The sequence below is a fragment of the Zobellia sp. 1_MG-2023 genome, from assembly GCF_030549125.1.
In the GTDB taxonomy this organism is placed as follows: Bacteria; Bacteroidota; Bacteroidia; order Flavobacteriales; family Flavobacteriaceae; genus Zobellia; species Zobellia russellii.
In genome coordinates this window covers 709,103-731,066 of the sequence record NZ_JAUOSY010000001.1, presented here as the reverse complement: position 1 = coordinate 731,066, position 21,964 = coordinate 709,103, and the positions used below count along the sequence as shown (strand labels likewise).

Here is a 21,964-nt window from a genome sequence, read left to right as displayed (position 1 = left end):
TATATTATAATTTTATCTTTCCTGTGGATACGTTATCCGCCATAATCAAGGCGTTGTAAGCATTTACTATTTTTCCGGAAGTAGAAATCTCGTCCAACGTAGAAGTTTTGGAGGTATCTCCACCCAAAATAACCTTCGCCCTTGGAGCAAGGCCAGATTCCATAATGATATGTTTTACTTGGGAAGCGGTCAATTTAGGATAGTAAGAACGAATCAAAGCAGCAACACCTGCCACGGCAGGAGCCGCCATTGATGTTCCTCCTTGAAATTCATATTCGTTGCCTGGCATGGTAGAATAGATTTCGTCACCTGGGGCAAAAACATCAACATTTACATTACCGTAGTTAGAGAACACAGCAACCATTTCCGAACCGTACTTAGAAGCTAGCGCACCTACGGTAAGGACATTATCGGAAATTTCAGGTCCGTTGTTTACTTGGTCATTTGGAAAATTAGGGTTTGCCGGGCTGTCTAAATCAGCACCATCGTTACCTGCTGCATGCACAAAAAGTACATCGTTGTCCGCTGCATATTTTATGGCATCGTACACCCATTGAGCATTTGGGGAGAAAGCTTTTCCAAAACTACCGTTAATGACCTTGGCACCATTATCTACCGCATAACGAATACCCAAGGCAATATCCTTATCGTACTCATCTCCGTTAGGTACGGCACGCACACTCATGATTTTTACGTTGTTGGCAACGCCGTTAACCCCTTTTCCGTTATTGCGCTCTGCACCAATGATACCGGCAACATGCGTACCGTGGCTTTCGTCTTCTTCAAGATTTTGAGGATTTCCATTACCGTAACCTAAGTCGGTAATATCATAAGGGTTGTCTCCAACCTCTTTTCTACCGTTAAAATCTACGTTGTAGTTGTAGTTAAGCTGATCGCTAAAATATTTTAGACCTTCTTCAACTTGCTCCAAAACTTTGTCTATGGAATCTTCGTAGGATAGCATTTGTGTTAAGATGCCCACATTCTGTTGCATGGCCTCATCCTTTGGCTCTATGCCGGCAAGGTCTTTTTTTGTGTAGGTATCTTTTCCTAGTTCTTTTTTAACGGCCTCATCCGCATTCTTTACGGTCTGAAAGATTTGCTCGTATTGCTGTTTTTGTTGTGATGCTTTAGCGTATTCTGTTTCTACCTTGGTTTTTGCCTTGGCCTGAAGCGCTGCATCGCCCAATTTTAATCTAACGATACGGGTTGCTTCCAGTTGTTCGTTATAGGATTTGCCTAAAAAGTTATATCCGTGGATATCATCTACATAACCGTTCTTATCATTGTCAATACCATCACCTGGTTTTTCGCCCTTATTGGTCCAAAGCACATTCTTAAGGTCCTCATGGTCTAAATCCATACCGGAATCCAGGACGGTAACAATAACGGTTTCTCCTTTTTTGTTTTTTATAATTTCGGCGTACGCCTTATCTACACTCATTCCTGGAATGGTGTCCGCTACAAGGTCTAAATGACCCCAATTCTTTTTCTCGGTGTCAGAAAGGTCGGATATTTTTAATGGGGTAGTATCAATGTTCTCTATTGGAGTAGATACTAAAGCCGTAGAGCCGCAGCCCATAAGTACAAGTCCTGCAGATAAGCCTATTAAAGGTCTTGAAAAAAATGATGTCATATAGTTGAATTGAGTTTAGTGTTTCTTTTTAGAGGTTTAATTTAGAAGAATAAAAGGTTCGTTTAAGGTTAAATTAACCGTTGAACCGACTCGGAAATTTAACGTAATTGGCTGCAAAGGTAAGATTTGGCACAATTTTTTAACCAAATCATAATGCTTTTATGATTTTTTTATTGAAAAACGAGTCGCTGGTATCTAAGGTTTAAGTAAGATGCCCAGCTATTTATAGATAAATAACGATGTGGATATAACGGTTAGTCATTTTAGTAAAAACATTTATGATAGAGAGATTAAAATTTGTTCAATACCATAAATAGTTGATAAAATTTATGTTTCGTATACGATTATTTAAATGGATTTCTGGGGTTAGAACCAATTGGTCTTAATTAAAAAGTTGGTCAAAAGTAAAGAGTTCGTTTAACCGTACTCCTTTTTCCGTTTCTTTAAGCGTACAGATCTGGTTATATGCATCATGTTCAAAAAACAGATGGTATCCTTTTGAGGTAGCTTCGTTCAAAAACAAATCTTTTTCTTTAAGAGTGAGCAAAGGTCTAGTATCATACCCCATTACATACGGCAATGGAATATGCCCTACTGTAGGAAGCAAATCTGCCATAAATACCAACTGTTTTTCTTTGTATGAAATATGTGGCAGCATTTGTTTATCCGTATGACCGTCTACAAAATGAATTCCGAAACCTAATTCCGATTCGCTTTGAAACTTGTCCGATGTTCTTTCAATAAATTTGAGTTGCCCGCTTTCTTGCATGGGCAAAAGGTTTTCCTTCAGAAAAGAGGCTTTTTCGCGAGCATTGGGTTTTGTAGCCCACTTCCAATGGTCTTCATTGGTCCAGAAAGTAGCGTTTTTGAATGCTGGCTCATAACCGGTACGCTCTTCGTTCCACTGAATGCATCCGCCACAATGGTCAAAATGTAAATGAGTTAAGAATACATCCGTAATATCATCAGGATGAAAACCTAGCTTCTTAAGAGAACTATCTATTGAATAATTTCCCCAACGATTGTAATATCCAAAGAACTTATCGGACTGCTTGTTGCCCATTCCTGTATCAATTAATACCAATTGGTTTTCTTCTTCAATAAGAAGACTTCTCGCCGCAATATCAATTTGATTATTGTTATCCGCTGGATTGGTGTGTTGCCATATAGCCTTTGGCACCACACCGAACATAGCACCACCATCTAACTTAAAATTTCCTGTTTCTACGGGGTATAGTTTCATATTGGTGTTTTTAGAGTACGCGCAAATTAGTAAATTGAACAGGCAATAGATTGGCCTTTGGTATTTTTTAACAGAAGCTCCAATTTTTTGCAAACTACTATAAACCAACTATTAAAGAGATTTTTCAAGAGTTCTGGGTATCTTTCTGTTTATTGGTTGGGCAAATAACTGTGGAAAACGGTTTTTCTAGACGAAATACTGATATTAAAATCACTATTTTTGGTTCAAACCTAAATCATATGGTAGAACTTGCCGGTATCGTTATATTGGGAATTATTGCGCAGTGGGTGGCATGGCGCTTTAAGCTACCCGCTATACTTCCGTTAATTTTGATAGGTCTTTTGGTAGGCCCTGTTGCTAGTCTTTATACAGAGGATGGTCAGAAATTGATTGAGCCTATTTGGAACAGTACCAAAGGTCTTTTTCCTGGGGAAAGCCTGTACTACTTTGTTTCATTGGCCATAAGTATAATTCTTTTTGAAGGAGGGCTTACCCTTAAACGTTCCGAAATTAGGAATGTGGGGCCGGTTATCACAAAACTGATTACCGTTGGAAGCCTTGTTACCTTCTTTGCCGCTGCTATGGCGGCCCACTTTATTTTTGATTTAAGTTGGCAAGTTTCTTTTTTGTTCTCTGCCTTGATTATTGTTACCGGACCCACCGTAATAACACCTATTCTTAGGAACATTCCTTTAAAGAACGATATCTCCGCAGTATTAAAATGGGAAGGGATTCTAATTGATCCAATTGGTGCTTTGGCAGCGGTATTGGTATTTGAGTTTATTAGTGTAGGAGAGGGACAGGCCTATACTCTTACGGCCCTTATTGAGTTCGGAAAAATTTTATTGTTCGGTTTTACGTTTGGTTTCACCTTTGCACATGCTTTGACCTTCGTTATTAAAAAGAACTTTATTCCGCATTATTTGTTGAACGTAGTATCGCTTTCAGCGGTGTTGTTGGTGTTTGTAATGTCCGATGTATTTGCTCACGAATCCGGTCTATTGGCCGTTGTGGTCATGGGTATGGTCATGGGTAATACAGATTTGCCCAACATAAAGGAGCTGCTCTATTTTAAGGAATCCTTGAGCGTTCTATTGATTTCGATTCTGTTCATTCTTTTATCGGCAAACATAAATATAGCAGACCTCCAATTAATTTATAATTGGAATACCGTAGCTCTATTTGCTATTATAGTTTTTGTTATTAGACCACTTGGTGTTTTTCTAAGTTCTATGGGGTCTAATCTAAAATTTAATGAAAAGCTGTTTATTGGTTGGGTAGGACCTAGAGGTATTGTTGCAGCGGGTATTGCTTCTCTTTTTGGCTCTAAACTCTTGGCTAAAGGAGAGCCTGGTGCGGAATTCATAACCCCATTGGTGTTTATGATCGTACTAGGAACGGTACTCTTAAATGCTACTACGGCACGTATGTTCGCTAAAGCGGTAGGGGTCTTTTTAACCAAATCTGAGGGAATATTGATTATAGGTGCCTCAAAAGCGTCTCGTCTTATTGCAGATTATTTGAACAAGAACGATCGCCATGTAGTTTTAATAGATAATAACCAGACTAATATTAGTAAAGCCAAGGCTTTGGGGCTTGAAGCATTTACCGCTAATATTTATTCGGACTCGTTAACGGATAATATAGAGCTTAATGATGTAGGATATCTTATGGCGTTGACCGGTAACTCTGATATTAACAAATATGCGGTTAGTAACTTTGGCAAGCAATTTGGAGCTAACGGTTCATACAGACTGGTAAATGCTGATGAAATGAGCAACCCTGAAAACAACCCGAAAGAAGGACTGTTCTCGCATACGGACGACTTTATTAAACTAACGGAAACGGCACGTAAGTATCCTGCTGTGCATGAAATAGAGCTAAAGGATAAAGAGCACTATGAGGCGCTAATAGAGATTACTAAGGCAGATGAGAATATAGTACCCATCTTCTTGAAAACACCTCAGGGCGACTTACAAATTATTTCTAGTTTTAGCACGGATTTTGAGGACATTACAAATAAGTACCGATTGGTTTATCTTGGTAAAATATTTGATGTTGATGAAACCGAGGACGAGGTTGAAGTTGAACAGGAAGATGAGGATTGAACCAATTTCGTTTAGCCCGAAAAAGGCATTGTTTTTATAACCTTAATAGTAATATTGTCCTGTTTTACTTCTGTGTTCGAATCTGCCACCAGAGCGTAGAAGTGCAGCGCAGACTCTCTTTTAATCTTATCTTCTAGAAGTTTAATATCTACTTCACCACTCTCTTGCTGCCATGTGAATATAGAGTTCTGTTCTGTTGGAATCTGTTCATGCTTTGCGATAAAATGGGCTATATACGTGGTCATCTTTGGGCGAAATAGTTTTACATCTTTTAAACAGCAAGTAAAGTTAAAAATTGTTCAAACAATAAAATATTTGTAAGAAAAAAAACAATATAACAGTAAGAATTAATAAGCGACGTTTTCATCCTTGATGTTATGCTTCAAGGGGAAAGTAAAACTGGTTTTGCGTTAATATATTGTGGCAATATAATAAGATTCGGGTCGTTTTATCCCTACTTAAAGTTTAATTTATTCAACCCAAATCTATTATGAAAAAACTATTTTTATTTTTCGCTTTAGCGAGTACAGTTGCCTTTACAAGTTGTTCAAAAGATGAGGATGATACCGATGCCATTGTAGGTACTTGGGTCTCAGAATCTAGTATTACCGTTAATGAATCTACCACTAATTACCGTGAAGAATGGGTATTTAGAAATGATGCAACCGGTAATTATAAAGATGCTACAAATGGTGACGTTCTTGAAGAAAGTGCATTTAGTTGGTCCAAGACAGAGGAAGGATATTTAGTAAACTACGCCTTAGAGGACATGTCCGATGAAACTTTTACCATAGGCGACCTTCTAGGAGAAAAAACTCTTGAAGAAGACGGTTATATGATAGCTGTAAAAGAATAATAAAAATTATCTCAGAAAAAAACCCTTGCTCTTAAAAGCAAGGGTTTTTTTAATCGTTTAATTTAAGAACGGCCATGAAGGCTTGTTGCGGTATCTCTACGTTACCAACTTGGCGCATACGTTTTTTACCTTTCTTCTGTTTTTCCAATAATTTTCTCTTACGAGATATATCACCACCATAACATTTAGCAGTTACATCTTTACGCAAGGCTTTTATGGTTTCCCTAGATATGATCTTGGCCCCGATTGCGGCTTGTATAGGAATATCAAACTGTTGTCTTGGAATAAGCTCCTTTAATTTTTCACACATCTTTTTACCAATGCTCTGGGCATTATCGGCATGTATAAGGGCCGATAGGGCATCAACAGGTTGTGCGTTCAATAGAATGTCTACACGTACCAATTTGGAGGTACGCATACCTATTGGAGCATAATCAAATGAAGCATACCCTTTGGAAACGGTTTTCAATCGATCATAAAAATCAAAAACAATTTCTGCCAAAGGCATATCAAAAGTGAGCTCGACACGCTCTGTGGTCAAATATGTCTGATTGGTAATAATTCCTCTTTTTTCAATACAGAGAGACATTACGTTACCCACAAAATCGGCTTTAGTAATAATAGTGGCCTTAATATACGGTTCCTCAACGCGATCTACCGTAGAAGGGTCAGGTAGGTCCGTAGGGTTATTTACGATTAACGGTTTATCCGGATCTTTTCTGGTAAATGCATGATAACTAACGTTAGGAACGGTAGTAATTACGGTCATATCAAACTCGCGTTCCAATCGTTCTTGAATAATCTCCATATGAAGCATGCCCAAGAACCCGCAACGAAAACCAAAACCTAAGGCAGCACTACTTTCCGGCGCAAAAACCAGTGAGGCATCGTTTAGCTGAAGTTTTTCCATAGAAGAACGGAGCTCTTCAAAGTCTTCGGTATCCACAGGGTAGATTCCGGCAAAAACCATTGGTTTTACATCCTCAAAACCGGCAATGGCGTTTATGGTAGGATTGGCGGAATCCGTAATGGTATCACCAACTTTTACCTCACGGGCATCCTTAATACCTGTAATCAAATAGCCTACATCTCCTGCCTTTATAGTTTGCTTAGGGTGTTGGGTTAATTTTAAGGTACCCACCTCATCGGCAAAGTAGCTTTTATCCGTAGCTACGAATTTTATCTTTTGTCCTTTTTTAATTTCTCCGTTAATGACTCTAAAATAAGTCTCTACACCTCTAAAAGGATTATAAACCGAATCAAAAACCAATGCCTGAAGGGCTTCATCGGGGTTTCCTTTTGGTGCTGGTACACGTTCTATGATGGCAGCAAGAATTTCCTCAATACCAATACCGGTCTTGGCACTGGCCGGGATTACATCTTCTGCGTCACAACCTAATAAATCCACAATATCGTCCGTTACTTCTTCCGGATTGGCACTTGGTAAATCTACTTTGTTCAGAACCGGAATAATCTCTAAATCGTTCTCTAGAGCCAGATATAGATTGGATATGGTTTGTGCCTGAATGCTCTGCGCGGCATCTACCACTAATAGGGCACCTTCACAGGCAGCAATGGAACGGGATACCTCGTATGAAAAATCTACGTGGCCCGGGGTATCTATGAGATTAAGAATATATTGTTCACCCTTATAGGTGTAATCCATTTGTATGGCGTGGCTTTTAATGGTAATCCCACGTTCTCGCTCCAAATCCATGCTGTCTAGCAACTGCTCTTTTTTCTCACGGGCGGTTACGGAGCCAGTAAAGTCCAACAAACGGTCTGCCAAGGTACTTTTACCGTGGTCAATATGGGCGATAATACAAAAGTTTCTAATGTTCTTCATTGATGGTGAGCTTATTTCGGCAAGCAAATCGTTTTACATTAAGTTGGCAAAGATACGTTATTTTAATCCTGTTTCATCAAAGAGCATACGGGCAAAGCACTTTATAGGGTATTTGTGTCGTTGGATGACCCAAAATGATTGGAACAATATTGTACGGGTGTGCAATCATGGGCTTTTTTAAAAGCTCTGTAAAACGCATTTTTAGAGTTGAAACCACAAGTAATGGAAAGGGCTTCTACAGAATAGGTATGAAGGTAATTGTCCTCAATTTTAACCGCTGCATAACTAATGCGCATTTGGTTGATGTAATCATTAAAATTATCGTAGTTAGACTCACTAATAGTATGGGTTAATTTTCTTGTAGGTATGTTGGTGGCCCTGGATAGGGTATCTATTTTTAGGTTAGGGTCAAGAAAGGCCCTGGTTTGCTTAAGGTGGTTATCAAGCTCGGTCAAGACATCTTCTACATTTTCTGCTGTAGGGGGTATGTCCGCATCAGGATTTTTAATGTACAAGTTGGGTAGACCTATCAAAAGGTTGGGGTTCCACAGCAGATAACAGGAAACCAACAGAAAACTGCAGCAAACCAGAAGGCCAAGAACAATATGTACAAATTGGAACATGGGTATAAAGCCAATGGCGATTAATGCATTAACAATGTAGAGGATTACCAGAGAGAGGCTGTGTATGGTCTGAATAATAGTAAGATCGTATACCCATTTTTTCACCAGAGCAAATTGCTTGGAAAATACGTGTTGCCGCTTTCTGAAAAACGAATTGATCAAACGCCATTGAAATAATAAATATATAACCGATGAGGAGGCCCTACAAGCAATGTTTACCCACTCAGGTAGCAATCCGTCTTGACCGGTATAAGTTTTTGAAAAGTCCTGCGTAATCTCAAATACCATTTTAGACTTTTCATCCAAGTCCATGATGTAAAACGGAAAGTAATTGACCGCGAAAAATAGAAATGGTATTAAATGTAGGGCATCTATCTTTTTAAAGGACTTTTCACCGTTCAAAACAGCTCGCACGTAGAGATAGGATAATGGAAAAATTAAGTAGGTAATAGGGGCGGGAATTTTATATAGGTACGGAAAATAGTTAATAACACCATACACAATAAAGAGGTAAAAGCTATTGCAAAGTGCGATCAGAACCAGTAGCACAGCTAACAAATGCCCAGAAAACGAATTCTCCTTATTTAGCCTAAATCGTATAAGGAATGCTGTAAAAAGACAAAAGAGGACTCCAACGAACTGAAGAATGTCTATTAGCATAAAAATAAGTTTTGGTTAGAGGTCGGGGTTGTTACAATTTCGGAAATCGTAACAGTTGTGATGGCCTAGGCTATTAAATTTAAGGCTATTTTGAAAAGCAAACAAGCATTTTTTATGTTATCACCAGACAATAGCACAGATAGGTTTTTGTATAAAGTAAAGAAGTGGGGGGAAGTCAACCAAGATATTTGTTTGCTTTTATACACAGATCACACAAAAGAGGAAGCATATATATGTCCTTATTGTTTTTCAATATTTGTAGTAGTACAAGAATATTTAGATTTCACTAAGAAATTGTATTGGTTGGAATTTTTCGGGAAAACTCAAGTTTACAAGGTAACCCTTACAGATGAGGGTACGATTATAGAGGTAGACTATGAAAATAAGTTGAAGGTTAAATTTGTCATTGTAGCCTCTGGCGGAAAACAATCTTCCGATATGTGCGAAGGTCTAGGAGTACTAATGAACAAAAGGCATAATAGAAAAAGCTCTGATTAGTAATTTAAGATTTAATTGCTATGCTTGCATAATAATACATCGTTTCGTGTAGGATTTTACATAAAATATATTAGATTTGGTAACAGAATTTAATATTGAGTGAAGAAATTTATTTGCCCCTTATTTTACCTACTGCTCTCCAATTGCCTACTTTATTCCCAAGATTTTGTTCTTACGGGTACGGTAACAAGCAATGAGGATACAAGTATTGCCTTTGCAAATGTTCAGTTAATGAGCGCAATAGATTCCACCTTAATAACGGGAACTTCTACTGATGAATCCGGTACTTACCAGATGAATAAAATTTCCCAAGGGGAATATTTAATAAAGGCCAGTTACATAGGCAACGAAAGTCCACTCAGACGCATTACTGTTAACGGAGACCTTGAACTAGAGCCATTAGTTATAAATGAGAATGGCCAAAACCTTGATGAAGTAGTGGTTATCTCCCAGAAACCTAGGTTGGAAAGAAAAGTAGACCGATTGGTTTTTAATGTAGAGAACACCCCATATTCAGATGGTGATGTTTGGGATGTGCTAAAGATTACTCCCAGCATTATGATCATGAATGATAAGATAAGCGTTAAGGGCACTAATGCGGTAGGCGTATTGATCAATGGGCGAAAAATAAACATTCCTTACAATGATATTGTAAACCTGTTATCGGGAACCTCTGCATCCAATGTTCAAAGTATTGAGGTCATAACTAACCCTCCTGCAAAATATAGCGCAGAGGAAAGTGTGCTCATTAATATTGTAATGAAGAAAAATATTGTTGCGGGCTATAATGGGGCTATCTATAATAAATACGTTCAAGGTGTACTTCCCAAACACACCGTAGGAACGGATCACTTTTTTAAGGGGAAGAAAACACAACTTTCGCTCAATTATAACTTTCGCCATGATAGGGATGTTATATACTATACGGACATTACTAACTTTTCTCAAGACGATGGGTCTATTTCAACTTGGTCTGCGGAACAGGAGTATTTGAACAATAATAAACAGCACAACCTATCTACATTTTTCGACTACGATATTAGCGATAAAAGTAAAATCAGTTTTACGACCATTACCCTTTGGGAACCTGATAAGTCCAGAGTTTACGATACAGACACTGATTTGGTAGGGGATAGCCGCTGGTCTAGTTTTGAGACCCTTAACAATGCAACAAGAGAAAAGATCAATACCTCTTACTACTTAGATTACATTCAAGATTTGAATACAGAGGGAGCACAACTATCCTTTAATGCGCATTTTACGTTTTATGAAGAGTCGGATTCACAATTGTTGAACACTACTTTTTTTGATACGGACAGAGAACTCGCGGGGGAAAACCAATTTACAACGGAAACCTATCAAAAACTGAACCTATATAGCTTACAAGGAGATTACCTAACGCCTTTAGGCGATGCAAGTACCCTTGAAACCGGACTTAGATTTGCAGGAATTGCCTCTAATAGTAGCATTCTTCAGCAAGGTTTTGATCGCGACCAGCCCGGTATAGACCCATCGGCATCCGGTATTTTTGACTATGACGAATCTATTTATGCGGCCTACACACAGTATTCGGGTAAATGGGAGCATTGGAAGCTTAAGCTAGGGCTTCGTGCGGAATATGCCGAGACAGAAGGAGAATGGGATATGGAAAGACAGAGTAGTGAACGTAATAATTTTCAGCTATTCCCTTCCGGCTCTATACAGTATACACCAAATGATAAGCACGATTTTAACCTGTATTACTTTAGAAAGATTACAAGGCCAAGATACAGTAGCATCAACCCTTTTCAAACTTTCCAAAGTACGTTTTCTACCATTGAGGGAAACCCGGAACTTTTACCGGCAACCAGATATTATTTGGCGGGCGGTTATACTTTTGATGATACTTATACAGTTGAGGTTTTCTACAAAAACAAAAAAAACGGACTAGGCGAGTTAATTTTTCAGAATAATGATAGTAACTTATTACGCTTTATTTCTTCCAACTTAGACCAAGAAACGGCGTACGGAATAGACTTTTCGCTCAATAAGAATTTTACCAATTTTTATAATAGTTACGTTCTTATCAGTTTCTATGACGAAACCTTTAAGTTCAATAACCTAAGTACCAGCAATCAGGTATCTTTGGATCAGTTTAGTTGGTTTATACGCAGTAGCAACAATTTTTCGCTTTTAAAAGACCGATCTCTTACTGCAGACCTTAATTTTGTCTATACCTCTGCCCTGCTTTCGGGGAATTCTAGATTTGACCCTTTTGGAGCAATAAATTTAATGTTGCGTAAAACGTTTTACGATAAGAAGCTTAGTGTGTCTATGGGGCTTGAGGATATATTTAACCAAGGCAACCAGCTAAACACCAGAAATTACCAAGATCAAAACGGAACATCCTTTAAAAGAGGAGAGAACAGATTGTTTGTTCTGGGTTTACGTTATAGGTTTGGTAATTCTAAAATGCGAGACAATAAGAAGTCTAAAAGGGTTGATGAGCGCAACCGAATCTAAATCTGCGGGTTACTTCGTATCCAAGCTAAAATTACTCAGCATAATTCCGCAAGTACCAAAGCTTATGAGTAGATAAACACCGGTTAGAATAAAGAAAATCTTAGCCGTTTTTTTGTTTTTTCTCGCCAAACCTACAATGGCCAAAATCAAGAAAATTATAGGAGGTCCTATCATTAGAAATACAAGCGTAATCATACCGTTTCGTTTTGTAATTCCTTTAATCGTTCTATTTTATCATCTCTGTAAAATAAGTTCATAGTTTCAAAAGGAATGATTTTATAATCTTTGTTTACAATGTGCACACAAGATTTTTTAATGGCGCGTACATCAAAATTATGGGCATCTATAAACTGCATGATAATGATACGAAATAGATTGTCATACCCAAGTTCTGGAGCGTCAATTTCAGGTAGGCAGCACATTATACTCTTCAAGTTTTCCGATGCTTTTTCAACGGAATTGCCTGTACTAAAAAGCTCGATCATTTTACCGTGCAGTTGTTCATCTTGCTCGTAAATAATGGTGTTTTTACCTTCGTTTAATAAGTCATCTGGGTTGATGAACCTAGTTAGCGGGTTTACCTCATCTTCCAATTTTAGAGCATATGCCATTACCAAGGCATCGGGATTACAGGGTACCGGTATTAAATCGTCCGGTTCAAAAATGGGCGATTGCTCTAAAATTTTTCTTCGTACTTCAGTTAATGTAATACGGTTTTCATCTACTTCAAAATTTTCTAATCTACCAGCAATTTGGGTGGGCTGAAAAGTTACGCCACGCACACATTTTTGTTTTAGGGCAAAGTCTATGGTGCTTCCCATTTCATGGTCGTTCAGCCCCTTTTGTAATGTGACTACCAATGTTGTAGAAAGGTTCAATTGATTTAAGTGATCTAACGCTTGTAGACGAATATCTGCCAGATCTGCCCCTCTTAAGGTTTGCAGTACATGGTTATCCAAAGAATCAAACTGTAAATACACTTCAAAATCTGGTGCGTAAGTTGCCAATCGTATCGCAAAATCAAAATCTTTTGCAATTTTAATTCCGTTGGTATTCAACATTAAATGCCGAATAGGGAGGGTTTTTGCGTAATCAAGAATTTCAAAAAAGTTAGGATGTATGGTAGGCTCACCACCACTAAGTTGAACTACATCTGGTTCGCCCTCGTTCTTAACGATAACATCTAACATTTTTTTGATTTCCTCTAATGTTCGGTGTCTACCATAAGTAGGCGAAGAACCAGCATAGCAGGTAGGGCAGGTAAGGTTACAGCGGTCGGTCAGTTCAATGACCGTAAGACAAGAATGTTGCTCGTGATCTGGACAAAGTCCGCAATCATAAGGGCATCCATAATGGGTTTTTGTATTGAACGTTTTTGGGTATTCAGAAGCCTTATTATAGTTTCTTATGTTCTTATAGTACTCAATATCGTCTGCAATAAGCACTTTAGACCTACCATGCTCTCTACAGTTTTTAAGCATATACACCTTCTCGTTCTCAAAAACGATTTTGGCATCTACCCTACGTAAACATTCTGGGCATAGGCTTAGTGTAAAATCATAATAGGTATAGTTTTTTTCTGACATATGTTAATCCCCGTTGGATGAATTTTTGGTAGTACATTAAACAAATTAGACATAATATTTGAATACTGCTTAGCCCTAAGAAATAAAAAGGGTTGGGTTTTAGAAATTCGATACCGAACCGAAGGGAGAAATAGGTAACCATAAAGAGCTTAAAAAGATCCCCGTTTTTAAAAGTAAGATTCAACTTTTGTAACCTTTTGATGATGACGAAAAGCACGGATAAAAACAGCACTTCATATAGTGCAATGGGATGCCTTAAAACACCATCACCTAAGTCCATACCGGTAAATAAGGAAGTTTCTTTTCCGTAGGTAAACTCTTTAACACCTGCTAAAAAGCAACCAATTCTGCCTATGATAATGCCTAAGATGATAGGCAGTGTAAACAAGTCTCCAGACGAATGTTTTTCGCCAATAATCTTCTTCGCAAGCTCCACACCCAGCAAGCCACCAAAGAGTCCGCCCATTATGGTTTTGTTGTTTAGGTTGTAAAGCAAACCTTGATCTAAGTGGGCTATAGGGTTTTCAAAAAATGCCACTAATCTTGATAAGAACAGCGCCCCAAAAACCGCACCTATGATAATGGAGAGTCGGTTATTGGAAGAAATGACATCAGCGCTCTTTTTCCGTAGAAAAATATAGTATCTAAACCCTACAAAAAACGCTAGGTATTCAAGAATAAGGTGCATGTTTAATTTTACACCAAATACAATAGTCTCAAAAGGTATCGAGACAATAAGTAGCGTTTGGGTCATGAAGTTATTGTCAAAGCTTTATTTAAAATTTGAAATATATTTAGATGCGTATATGAATACTTCATTGGGACACTAATTTACGTCGTTTCTACAAACAAGTGTTTTAACAAGTGATAATAGCCTGTAAAACCATAGAATTTATCAAAAAGCTTAAGTAATGCGCTTCCCGTATTTTTATATAACTTTGCAACCCAAAATTAGACAGCAGTGCCCAAGATAGGAGACATACAACTACCTGATTTTCCGTTGCTTTTAGCGCCAATGGAAGATGTAAGCGACCCACCATTTAGAGCCCTTTGTAAAGAGCAAGGAGCCGATGTGGTGTATACAGAATTTATTTCTTCGGAAGGATTGATTCGTGATGCCGCAAAAAGCGTTATGAAGCTGGATATTTATGAAAAGGAGCGCCCAGTAGGTATTCAAATTTTTGGTGCCAATTTAGACAGTATGTTACAATCTGTAGAGATTGTAGAAAAGTCAAAGCCCGATATCATTGATATTAATTTTGGTTGCCCGGTAAAAAAGGTGGTGAGCAAAGGTGCCGGTGCAGGTATACTAAAGGATATAGATCTAATGGTATCGCTTACTAAAGCCATGGTAGAACACACCAAACTACCAATAACCGTAAAAACGCGGTTGGGGTGGGACAGTGATTCCATTAAAATAGTTGAGGTGGCCGAACGTCTGCAGGATGTGGGTTGTAAGGCCATTGCCATTCATGGTAGGACCAGGGTACAGATGTATAAGGGTGAGGCCGATTGGAAACCTATTGCCCAAGTAAAGAATAATCAGCGCATGCATATTCCCGTTTTTGGTAACGGAGATGTAGATTCTCCCGAAGCCGCAATGAAGATGCGTGATGAGTATGGGTTGGACGGAGCCATGATCGGTCGTGCCAGTATTGGTTATCCATGGTTTTTTAATGAAGTAAAGCATTACTTTGAAACCGGAACACACAAAGCACCGCCTACCATGCCCGAGCGCGTAGAAGCGGCTAGAAGGCATTTGCAAATGGCCATTGATTGGAAAGGCGAAAAGTTAGGTGTTTTTGAGACCAGAAGGCATTATACCAATTACTTTAAAGGCATTCCCAACTTTAAGGAATACCGAATGAAAATGGTAACCAGTGATGATTCCGTTGATGTTTTTCAAGCGTTTGACGAGGTGCTAGAGAAGTTTGGCGACTATCAGTTTACTTCCTAAACACAGAAGAATTAAATAGATATCATTTTTTTGGTAATTCTGCTACTAGCTATCTTAGAGGCAATTATCCCCAAAATAAATATAGTCCCAAAAACGATCAGAACATTTACAAACTGATATTCTACCGGGTAGGCTAGTGATGGCGTAATTTTTAGCCATCCAAAGGCAATCTGGGACCATATTAACAGGGATGCCGTTACCACACCAATAAGTCCACCTAAGCCGGTTACCAGCACGCCCTGTACAAAATAGATACGGCGCAGTTCTTTCAGCGTGGTGCCCAAACTGTACAGCGTTTTTAGGTTTTGCAGTTTATCCAGGATCATCATGATAATGGCGCCCACTACATTAAAAAGGGCAATGCCCAAAACTAGGGTGAAAATGAGGTAAGTTGCCAAGTTTTCGGTGTTGAGCATTCGGTGCAAGGTACTATTAAGCTCCTGTCGGTCTTTTAAAATTGCTTTATCGCCAAATATACCTGCAATTTTAGTCCTAATACTGGCCAATTGTGATACATCCTTCACCTTAAAATTTATTCCGGAAACTTCATTGGGTTTTTTTTCCAATAGCTGTTGCACCTCAGCCAATTGGGCGAAAACGTATTTTTTATCCAAATTTTCTTCTACGGAATAGACTCCGCTAAGTACAAGCGATTTAGTTTTTAAGGATTTTTGAGTGAGTGAGCCCTTACCGGGTTTTAGAGCCAGCACCACCAGAGGGTTACGGTATTGATTAATGGTTACTCCTAGAATATTGGTTACCCCAATTCCGGCTACCGCTTCTTGGCTATTGATGCGCCAAGTGCCGTACAATAAAGTACTATCTATACCCGTAACATGAGTGTAATTGGTATCTATACCTTTTATAAAAGCAATATGCCCTTTCTCGCGGTGTTTTAGGTATACTTTTTCCTCCAGTTCTTTGGAATAAAAAGCAAGGCCATCTATTTGGGAGAGCTGCTCTTCTTGTTCCGGAGTAATGGAAAAGAATTTGCCCGTTGCGGGCAAAGCTTTTAGATCTGGGTCAAAAGTATTACTAAAGGATAAACTAAAGGTTTTAAGTCCGGCAAATCCGGAAAGTACTACAAACAGGGCTGCAGAGCCTATTACCGTTACCAAAAAAGTGATAAAGTTAATGACGTTTACGGCATTTTGACTGCTTTTGGAACGAACATAGCGCTTGGCGATGTAGAACGGAAAATTCAACCTTACATCTTTTTTCTTTTGTCCAAAAGGTCCCTGTTCTCAATTGGGTTCTCTTCGCCTTTTAATGACTTTTCAATATTTTCAATATAATCAAGGGAATCATCCAAAAAGAACAATAGTTCGGGAACCCGTCTTAATTGATTTTTGGTACGCTGTGCCAATTCATGTTTAATTAATGGCTGATTGGATTTTATACCCTCCATGAGCTCCTTGGCATCTTTGTTGGGAAAAATACTAATATAAACTTTGGCAATAGAGAGATCCGTAGTTACCGAAACTTTCGAAACCGAAATCAACGTACCCTTCAAACCTCCGTCAATGGCGGCACGTTGTAGAATATCTACGATATCTTCCTGTATGACCCCCGCAATCTTTTTCTGTCGTTGTGTTTCCATACTGCAAAAATACGGAGAAATAGCGTAATTTAGGGGGATAAACACCGATACGGACAAAATTTGCATTTCAATTGGAAAAAATAGAGCATATAGGCATAGCGGTACACGACTTAGATGCGGCCAACGAACGCTTTGAAAAGCTCTTAGGACAACCTCATTATAAAGTTGAAGAAGTGCCCAGTGAAGGTGTGCGTACGTCTTTTTTTAGAACAGGGGAAAGTAAGATAGAACTTTTGGAATCTATAGAACCCACGGGCCCTATTGCTAAATTCTTAAGTAAAAATGGAGAAGGAATGCACCATATAGCTTTTGCCGTAGACGATATTGAAAAAGAAATGGAAAGATTAAAGGCGGAAGGCTTTACTTTGATCAATGAAAAACCTAAAAAAGGTGCTGACAATAAGCTAGTTGCTTTTCTCCACCCCAAGAGCAGTAATGGGGTGTTGATAGAATTATGTCAAGAAATAATGTAGTAGCTTATAAAATAGCTTGCACCACCAAAAAATAAGTAGTAATATTGCAGTCCAATTTTTGGTCCTATAGCTCAGTTGGTTAGAGCACCTGACTCATAATCAGGTGGTCCCTGGTTCGAGCCCAGGTGGGACCACAGAAAACCCCTTTAGATCATTGATTTTTAGGGGTTTTTATTTTGCTCTGAAGACGGATAAAGCTGCGATTTCTCCTTTTTTTCTATTTGTTTTTAGTAAAGGGCTTTAAACACGAACATCTGATATTTTGACTTAGCTTAAATATTAGTTGGAGTTATTTTTTTAGACCAATCGTCTAGCATATATTTAAATTTTTCAGTTCCTAATGGAACTCTTGCGGCCATACTTGGTGATACAAGCGGGGTAATATTTTTTATTTTCCCTACTTCGTCAGTCCAATTTGTTAATTTAGGGCCCGATCCCCAAGTAGAATAAATAGTTATGTTTTTATTTTGACTAATAGTATTTAGAATGTTCTGAGTATTGTAGTCTCTTTGAATAGAATTATTTATTAGTTTACTGTCGGAGTATCCTTTACCGTTTATTGAGGAGATTTTTTCTTCTGGAACATTTGCGGATTTAATTATATCCATACATGCAATTTTGTGTTTTTTTAATTTATCCAAAAAAATTTCCAATTCTTCAGGATTGAAATCCTCATTAAATATTTCACTTAAGAGTTTCCATGTTTTATTTTTGCTTCGGCCATAAAAGTAATTTACATTATCGCCACCTTCAGGGTTAAAAGTTCCTAAAAATAAATGTGAAATTTCCCAGTCAGGTGTATAGAATGGCATGTTTAAAAACTGATGGTTTATTTTGTGCATTATTTTTTATTTAATTATTAGACTCTCTAAAACCTCCTGAAATTGTCCACTCCAAAAGAACTGTTCGCCATCTTCTTCTCTGTAAAGGGAAAAACCAATCAAAAGGTGTTTTTTGTAATATAATTTGGTAACCTTGAAATCTTTCATGGCCACTATTGTATTCCATTTTTTAGAATATTTATTTTTAATCTGTTTGAAATATGTTGTGTTACAGATGTGATATAACCGTAGTTTAGATAATTCAGAGCTATCTAAACAATAGATATTTTTCATAAAAGGGATAATCTCCTCTGAACTGGATTTTTGCAAAATTTCAAGGTCCTCGGGGGCTATAAAGGAGTCTTTATCTTTTATAATCCTATTGACAATAATACTTAAAGTCTTTTTTATACTTAAGCAGTCAATTTCAATAGGTGACACAGTCCGTATTAATTCCGAATAAAACGTTTCTATTTCTAGTTTTAGTATTTGATTTCCATGTAAATGCCCAATAACTTTCTTTTCATAAAGAATGACATAAGTGTTTGTTTTATTTTTACTATTTTTTTCTTCATTTGGATTACTGTAGGTACTGTCTTTATTTTGGTAGTTATGGCTATTGAAATCTTTGACTTCAAATTCTAGTATAGAATGGTATAGGAGCTTCCACATTTTTTAGAATATTATTTTTTTAAATTTTTAATTGTATAAATTAGAATGATTGGCCAAAGCAAGATGAAGATAATCCTATCCGTATTGGTCATAATATTCTTTGAATGATTCTCTATATCCATTTTATCAATTTCCGATGCAATGATGGAGAATGTGAGTCCAAAAATGAGGTAATAAAAGTATAAGGGCATAAGTAGTTTTTTATGAGGGTTCAACTAAAAATATTTGGGATACCAAATTGAATATATTGGAAGCTTTTGGATAAATCAATACATTTATTAAAACTATGAGGCAAAAAATATTCTTTGTTAAAAGTTTAGGTAACTTATCGATTGTCAATCGACGAACGTCAATTGTATAACTTTTATAAATATATCCAATGAGGATAAAAAGCATATAATATTGACAAACAGCTAGTAGCAATGAACCCAAAAGTAGATGAATTCTTGAACGGCCTAGACCAATGGCAAGAAGAGCTAAAAAGACTTCATGAGTTAATTTTGGATTGTGGGCTAGCAGAAGACTTTAAGTGGAATCAGCCCTGTTACACTTATAAGGGCAAAAATATTGTGCTTATTCACGGGTTCAAGAACTACTGCGCTTTACTTTTCAATAAAGGGGCACTACTACAGGACGCTGCGCAAATTTTGATTCATCAAACGGAGCATACCCGATCTGCCCGGCAAATACGTTTTAGCAACGTGGCTGAAATAGAAAGTCAAAAAACCATCATCAAACAATATATCTTAGAGGCGGTTGAGGTAGAGAAATTGGGACTGAAACTAAAGGTAAAAAAGGTAACGGATTTTGAAACCCCAGATGAGTTGATTGAGAAATTCAAGGAGAATCCAGAATTTGAAAAGGCGTTTAAAAAACTAACCCCAGGTAGACAAAAGGGGTATTTGCTCCATTTTTCAAAGGCAAAACAGGCTACTACACGAATAGCTAGAATTGAAAAAAACACAGACCGTATTTTTGAGGGTTACGGACTAAATGATTGCACCTGCGGCCGTTCCAAACGAATGCCCAATTGTGATGGGTCGCATAAGGATTAGATTAAGAATCTTATGTTAAGTTAGGTAAACTTTATTGATTCTTTATAAATCCTCAATGTGCTTAATTCTTTTGAACACTGATAATATTTTGAATCTCAGAGGAATATTAATAGTTATGACATCTTTATAGGTCAAATTTGATAATTGTTTTTCAGATAAGCTATCTTGAAAAGTGTAGCTCATATCGCTAAATATAATTAAGTATAATTTGTATTTGTAGTGGATTGAATCTACAATCTCATCTTTAAAGGTCTTTGTTATAAAATTCGCTTTATCAACACTTCCGTAATTGCCACTATTGAAAATGTTTTCTTTTAGAAGTTTTAGGTTATCTATGGAAATACCTATATTTCTTAGTTCTTCAATAATATTTAGCCATATTAAATCAAAGCCATTAAACTTTCTCCATTCTTTTTGAGATTCCCTCTTATCTTCGATTAAACCCATTTTATCATAATGATTTATTAATCGATAAGATATATTTATGTCTTTCTTTCTAAAAGTTTTCTCTTCTAGTTTTAAATGAATGCTCAATCGAGAATTGTAAACCTTTTTAATCATTTTCTAAAAATCATACATGAATGTATAATTTTAATTGAAATTATACATTATTTTTGTTGAAAATATCTAATCCAGATTTCAATGAGTAGTACAAATTATGAGTATTACGATAACTCTCCAATAATCGTTTCAATTCTTCAATACAGGTATAAAAAGATTGAAGAGTTTGATTCAGCAGCAATAAGGAAAGTTGGGAAGAAATTTGAAAAATCATATCCAAAAGTAAAGGAGCAGTTTACACAACAAATTAAAATTAATGAATTAGAAACAAATGTCAGTCTTGGTGAAAGAAATATAAATGGTGTTCAGTTTTTTTCTGAAGATGAGAAGAGAAGGTTTACAATAACTGATGAGAAGTTTACCTTTGAAGTATTTGAGAAATATAGTGGGTGGGAAAACTTTGTTAATGATGTTTTCGAATTATGGGAGTCGTATAAAGATATTTTGAACGTTGCTTCATTAACAGGTATATCTATTCGGTTTGTAAATCGGATTAATTTACCCCTAGACACTTCTGAACTAACAGAATACTTCACAACATACATTAATTCTAATACCGGAACACATGCAATAAGCAATTTTCAGCTTAAATATACGGCTCGTGATGATAAAGAGTCTATGCATTGGAACATTGCCCATTCTTTAGAGAAGCCACTAGGAGACAAACTACCTTATTTATTTGATATTGATGTTCTTATAAATGCCACTATACCAAATGAAAATTCCGAGTTGATTCAAAAATTTAATTTAATCAGAGAAAAGAAAAACTTTCTTTTTAATGACGGTATTACAGAAAAAACAAAATCCTTAATAAAATAATATGCCATTTGTAATCGATTTACCGCCGCAGTCAACCGAATTACCCAAAACTAGGGTTGAGCTTTTTAATAGAGACAAAGAATCACGTAATATAAATGATTTTCAATTGAGTGACGATTTGGTTCATCTAGATGATGACTTGGTCAGAAATGTTTTCCTAATGGATAGGTTTGAGTCTCTTGTACATTCTTGGGAGAAAAACACTATTTTTAGTTCGTCAATGACTGGGATAATTGAGGATCATAATTTTCAGGAAATCTTAAAGATGGGGAAAGATGCAATACCTTTAATCATAAATGAGATTAATAAAAAACCAAGTCAGCTTGTTTGGGCATTAAATATAATTACGGATAGTAGCCTAAAAACAAGGCAACGCTTAACCTTAACAGAAGCTTGCAAAAGGTGGGTTAAGTTATTTAATTCTGGTAAAATCCCTTTAAACTAAAAA

At 37.1% G+C, this 21,964-nt stretch carries 23 protein-coding genes and 1 tRNA gene; 10 read left to right on the top strand and 14 right to left on the bottom strand.

From position 1 onward, the window contains the following. Positions 1-4: 4 nt before the first annotated feature. Positions 5-1,636, bottom strand: a complete 1,632-nt coding sequence (locus Q4597_RS02980) for a S8 family peptidase (protein ID WP_303404678.1) — start codon at positions 1,634-1,636, stop codon at positions 5-7. A gap of 382 nt (positions 1,637-2,018) precedes the next feature. Continuing rightward, on the bottom strand, positions 2,019-2,879 hold the full coding sequence (locus Q4597_RS02975) for an MBL fold metallo-hydrolase (RefSeq protein ID WP_303404677.1): 861 nt from the start codon (positions 2,877-2,879) through the stop codon (positions 2,019-2,021). A gap of 239 nt (positions 2,880-3,118) precedes the next feature. Here Q4597_RS02975 and Q4597_RS02970 point away from each other — a divergent pair, with 239 nt between their 5' ends. Then, positions 3,119-4,987 (top strand): sodium:proton antiporter, encoded by a 1,869-nt coding sequence (locus Q4597_RS02970; protein ID WP_215913451.1) that lies wholly within the window; start codon positions 3,119-3,121, stop codon positions 4,985-4,987. 11 nt (positions 4,988-4,998) lie between these two features. On the opposite strand, the gene Q4597_RS02965 is transcribed toward Q4597_RS02970, so the two are convergent. Next, positions 4,999-5,232 (bottom strand): GTP-binding protein LepA, encoded by a 234-nt coding sequence (locus Q4597_RS02965; protein WP_289037748.1) that lies wholly within the window; start codon positions 5,230-5,232, stop codon positions 4,999-5,001. A 245-nt stretch (positions 5,233-5,477) separates the two neighbouring features. On the opposite strand from Q4597_RS02965, the gene Q4597_RS02960 reads away from it, so the two are divergent. Further along, positions 5,478-5,843: a hypothetical protein gene (locus Q4597_RS02960; protein ID WP_215436847.1), complete on the top strand. Its 366-nt coding sequence runs from the start codon at positions 5,478-5,480 to the stop codon at positions 5,841-5,843. Between the two features lie 49 nt (positions 5,844-5,892). Here Q4597_RS02960 and lepA read toward each other — a convergent pair whose 3' ends face one another. Continuing rightward, a complete protein-coding gene (lepA, locus tag Q4597_RS02955) occupies positions 5,893-7,689 on the bottom strand; it encodes a translation elongation factor 4 (protein WP_215436848.1) in 1,797 nt (598 codons plus the stop codon). 101 nt (positions 7,690-7,790) lie between these two features. Further along, positions 7,791-8,972, bottom strand: coding sequence for an AraC family transcriptional regulator (locus tag Q4597_RS02950; RefSeq protein ID WP_303404676.1), 1,182 nt, complete (start codon positions 8,970-8,972; stop codon positions 7,791-7,793). 90 nt (positions 8,973-9,062) lie between these two features. Here Q4597_RS02950 and Q4597_RS02945 point away from each other — a divergent pair, with 90 nt between their 5' ends. Beyond that, complete coding sequence (locus Q4597_RS02945) at positions 9,063-9,470, top strand: hypothetical protein (RefSeq protein WP_303404675.1); 408 nt, start codon at positions 9,063-9,065, stop codon at positions 9,468-9,470. A gap of 99 nt (positions 9,471-9,569) precedes the next feature. Continuing rightward, a complete protein-coding gene (locus Q4597_RS02940; RefSeq protein ID WP_303404674.1) occupies positions 9,570-11,972 on the top strand; it encodes an outer membrane beta-barrel family protein in 2,403 nt (800 codons plus the stop codon). 9 nt (positions 11,973-11,981) lie between these two features. On the opposite strand, the gene Q4597_RS02935 is transcribed toward Q4597_RS02940, so the two are convergent. Genes Q4597_RS02935 through Q4597_RS02925 form a run of 3 tightly spaced genes read right to left on the bottom strand, consistent with a single transcriptional unit; the run spans position 11,982 to position 14,312 of the window. Beyond that, the gene (locus Q4597_RS02935; RefSeq protein WP_289037739.1) at positions 11,982-12,167 is read right to left on the bottom strand and encodes a hypothetical protein; all 186 of its coding nucleotides are present in this window, start codon (positions 12,165-12,167) and stop codon (positions 11,982-11,984) included. Continuing rightward, positions 12,164-13,558, bottom strand: coding sequence for a radical SAM protein (locus Q4597_RS02930; protein ID WP_303404673.1), 1,395 nt, complete (start codon positions 13,556-13,558; stop codon positions 12,164-12,166). The genes Q4597_RS02935 and Q4597_RS02930 overlap by 4 nt, the downstream gene beginning before the upstream one ends. Then, on the bottom strand, positions 13,530-14,312 hold the full coding sequence (locus Q4597_RS02925; protein WP_303404672.1) for a prolipoprotein diacylglyceryl transferase family protein: 783 nt from the start codon (positions 14,310-14,312) through the stop codon (positions 13,530-13,532). Before Q4597_RS02925 ends, Q4597_RS02930 begins: the two co-directional genes overlap by 29 nt. Before the next feature lie 207 nt (positions 14,313-14,519). Between Q4597_RS02925 and dusB the strand changes: the two genes are divergently transcribed. Further along, entirely contained in the window at positions 14,520-15,515 is a 996-nt protein-coding gene (gene dusB, locus Q4597_RS02920) for a tRNA dihydrouridine synthase DusB (protein ID WP_303404671.1), read from the top strand. A gap of 11 nt (positions 15,516-15,526) precedes the next feature. On the opposite strand, the gene Q4597_RS02915 is transcribed toward dusB, so the two are convergent. Both Q4597_RS02915 and rbfA read right to left on the bottom strand, forming a co-directional pair. Then, complete coding sequence (locus tag Q4597_RS02915; protein ID WP_303404670.1) at positions 15,527-16,720, bottom strand: ABC transporter permease; 1,194 nt, start codon at positions 16,718-16,720, stop codon at positions 15,527-15,529. A 2-nt stretch (positions 16,721-16,722) separates the two neighbouring features. Beyond that, positions 16,723-17,115, bottom strand: a complete 393-nt coding sequence (gene rbfA, locus Q4597_RS02910; RefSeq protein WP_215436869.1) for a 30S ribosome-binding factor RbfA — start codon at positions 17,113-17,115, stop codon at positions 16,723-16,725. A gap of 71 nt (positions 17,116-17,186) precedes the next feature. On the opposite strand from rbfA, the gene mce reads away from it, so the two are divergent. Then, positions 17,187-17,588: a methylmalonyl-CoA epimerase gene (gene mce, locus Q4597_RS02905; RefSeq protein ID WP_215436871.1), complete on the top strand. Its 402-nt coding sequence runs from the start codon at positions 17,187-17,189 to the stop codon at positions 17,586-17,588. Positions 17,589-17,648: 60 nt separating this feature from the next. Beyond that, positions 17,649-17,722: transfer RNA gene (locus Q4597_RS02900), tRNA-Ile, on the top strand. A 138-nt stretch (positions 17,723-17,860) separates the two neighbouring features. Here Q4597_RS02900 and Q4597_RS02895 read toward each other — a convergent pair. From Q4597_RS02895 to Q4597_RS02885, 3 genes are read right to left on the bottom strand one after another with little or no spacing between them, the layout of a single operon-like run. Continuing rightward, positions 17,861-18,430: a hypothetical protein gene (locus Q4597_RS02895; RefSeq protein ID WP_303404669.1), complete on the bottom strand. Its 570-nt coding sequence runs from the start codon at positions 18,428-18,430 to the stop codon at positions 17,861-17,863. A gap of 6 nt (positions 18,431-18,436) precedes the next feature. Then, positions 18,437-19,081: a hypothetical protein gene (locus Q4597_RS02890; RefSeq protein WP_303404668.1), complete on the bottom strand. Its 645-nt coding sequence runs from the start codon at positions 19,079-19,081 to the stop codon at positions 18,437-18,439. A gap of 11 nt (positions 19,082-19,092) precedes the next feature. Next, entirely contained in the window at positions 19,093-19,272 is a 180-nt protein-coding gene (locus tag Q4597_RS02885; protein ID WP_303404667.1) for a hypothetical protein, read from the bottom strand. Between the two features lie 231 nt (positions 19,273-19,503). On the opposite strand from Q4597_RS02885, the gene Q4597_RS02880 reads away from it, so the two are divergent. Continuing rightward, positions 19,504-20,136 (top strand): DUF1801 domain-containing protein, encoded by a 633-nt coding sequence (locus tag Q4597_RS02880; protein ID WP_303404666.1) that lies wholly within the window; start codon positions 19,504-19,506, stop codon positions 20,134-20,136. 42 nt (positions 20,137-20,178) lie between these two features. Here the strand turns inward: Q4597_RS02880 and Q4597_RS02875 are convergent, their stop codons facing one another. Next, a complete protein-coding gene (locus tag Q4597_RS02875) occupies positions 20,179-20,670 on the bottom strand; it encodes a MerR family transcriptional regulator (protein ID WP_303404665.1) in 492 nt (163 codons plus the stop codon). A 108-nt stretch (positions 20,671-20,778) separates the two neighbouring features. Between Q4597_RS02875 and Q4597_RS02870 the strand changes: the two genes are divergently transcribed. Together Q4597_RS02870 and Q4597_RS02865 are read left to right on the top strand one after the other, a co-directional pair. Further along, entirely contained in the window at positions 20,779-21,516 is a 738-nt protein-coding gene (locus Q4597_RS02870) for a TIGR04255 family protein (RefSeq protein WP_303404664.1), read from the top strand. Position 21,517: 1 nt separating this feature from the next. After that, entirely contained in the window at positions 21,518-21,961 is a 444-nt protein-coding gene (locus Q4597_RS02865; protein ID WP_303404663.1) for a hypothetical protein, read from the top strand. Positions 21,962-21,964: the final 3 nt, after the last annotated feature.

Coding starts and splice junctions, on each gene's coding strand:
- Q4597_RS02980 (WP_303404678.1), bottom strand. CDS start 1,636: ATGACATCATTTTTTTCAAGACCTTTAATAGGCTTATCTGCAGGACTT.
- Q4597_RS02975 (WP_303404677.1), bottom strand. CDS start 2,879: ATGAAACTATACCCCGTAGAAACAGGAAATTTTAAGTTAGATGGTGGT.
- Q4597_RS02970 (WP_215913451.1), top strand. CDS start 3,119: ATGGTAGAACTTGCCGGTATCGTTATATTGGGAATTATTGCGCAGTGG.
- Q4597_RS02965 (WP_289037748.1), bottom strand. CDS start 5,232: ATGACCACGTATATAGCCCATTTTATCGCAAAGCATGAACAGATTCCA.
- Q4597_RS02960 (WP_215436847.1), top strand. CDS start 5,478: ATGAAAAAACTATTTTTATTTTTCGCTTTAGCGAGTACAGTTGCCTTT.
- lepA (WP_215436848.1), bottom strand. CDS start 7,689: ATGAAGAACATTAGAAACTTTTGTATTATCGCCCATATTGACCACGGT.
- Q4597_RS02950 (WP_303404676.1), bottom strand. CDS start 8,972: ATGCTAATAGACATTCTTCAGTTCGTTGGAGTCCTCTTTTGTCTTTTT.
- Q4597_RS02935 (WP_289037739.1), bottom strand. CDS start 12,167: ATGATTACGCTTGTATTTCTAATGATAGGACCTCCTATAATTTTCTTG.
- Q4597_RS02930 (WP_303404673.1), bottom strand. CDS start 13,558: ATGTCAGAAAAAAACTATACCTATTATGATTTTACACTAAGCCTATGC.
- Q4597_RS02925 (WP_303404672.1), bottom strand. CDS start 14,312: ATGACCCAAACGCTACTTATTGTCTCGATACCTTTTGAGACTATTGTA.
- rbfA (WP_215436869.1), bottom strand. CDS start 17,115: ATGGAAACACAACGACAGAAAAAGATTGCGGGGGTCATACAGGAAGAT.
- Q4597_RS02895 (WP_303404669.1), bottom strand. CDS start 18,430: ATGCACAAAATAAACCATCAGTTTTTAAACATGCCATTCTATACACCT.
- Q4597_RS02890 (WP_303404668.1), bottom strand. CDS start 19,081: ATGTGGAAGCTCCTATACCATTCTATACTAGAATTTGAAGTCAAAGAT.
- Q4597_RS02885 (WP_303404667.1), bottom strand. CDS start 19,272: ATGCCCTTATACTTTTATTACCTCATTTTTGGACTCACATTCTCCATC.
- Q4597_RS02880 (WP_303404666.1), top strand. CDS start 19,504: ATGAACCCAAAAGTAGATGAATTCTTGAACGGCCTAGACCAATGGCAA.
- Q4597_RS02870 (WP_303404664.1), top strand. CDS start 20,779: ATGAGTAGTACAAATTATGAGTATTACGATAACTCTCCAATAATCGTT.
- Q4597_RS02865 (WP_303404663.1), top strand. CDS start 21,518: ATGCCATTTGTAATCGATTTACCGCCGCAGTCAACCGAATTACCCAAA.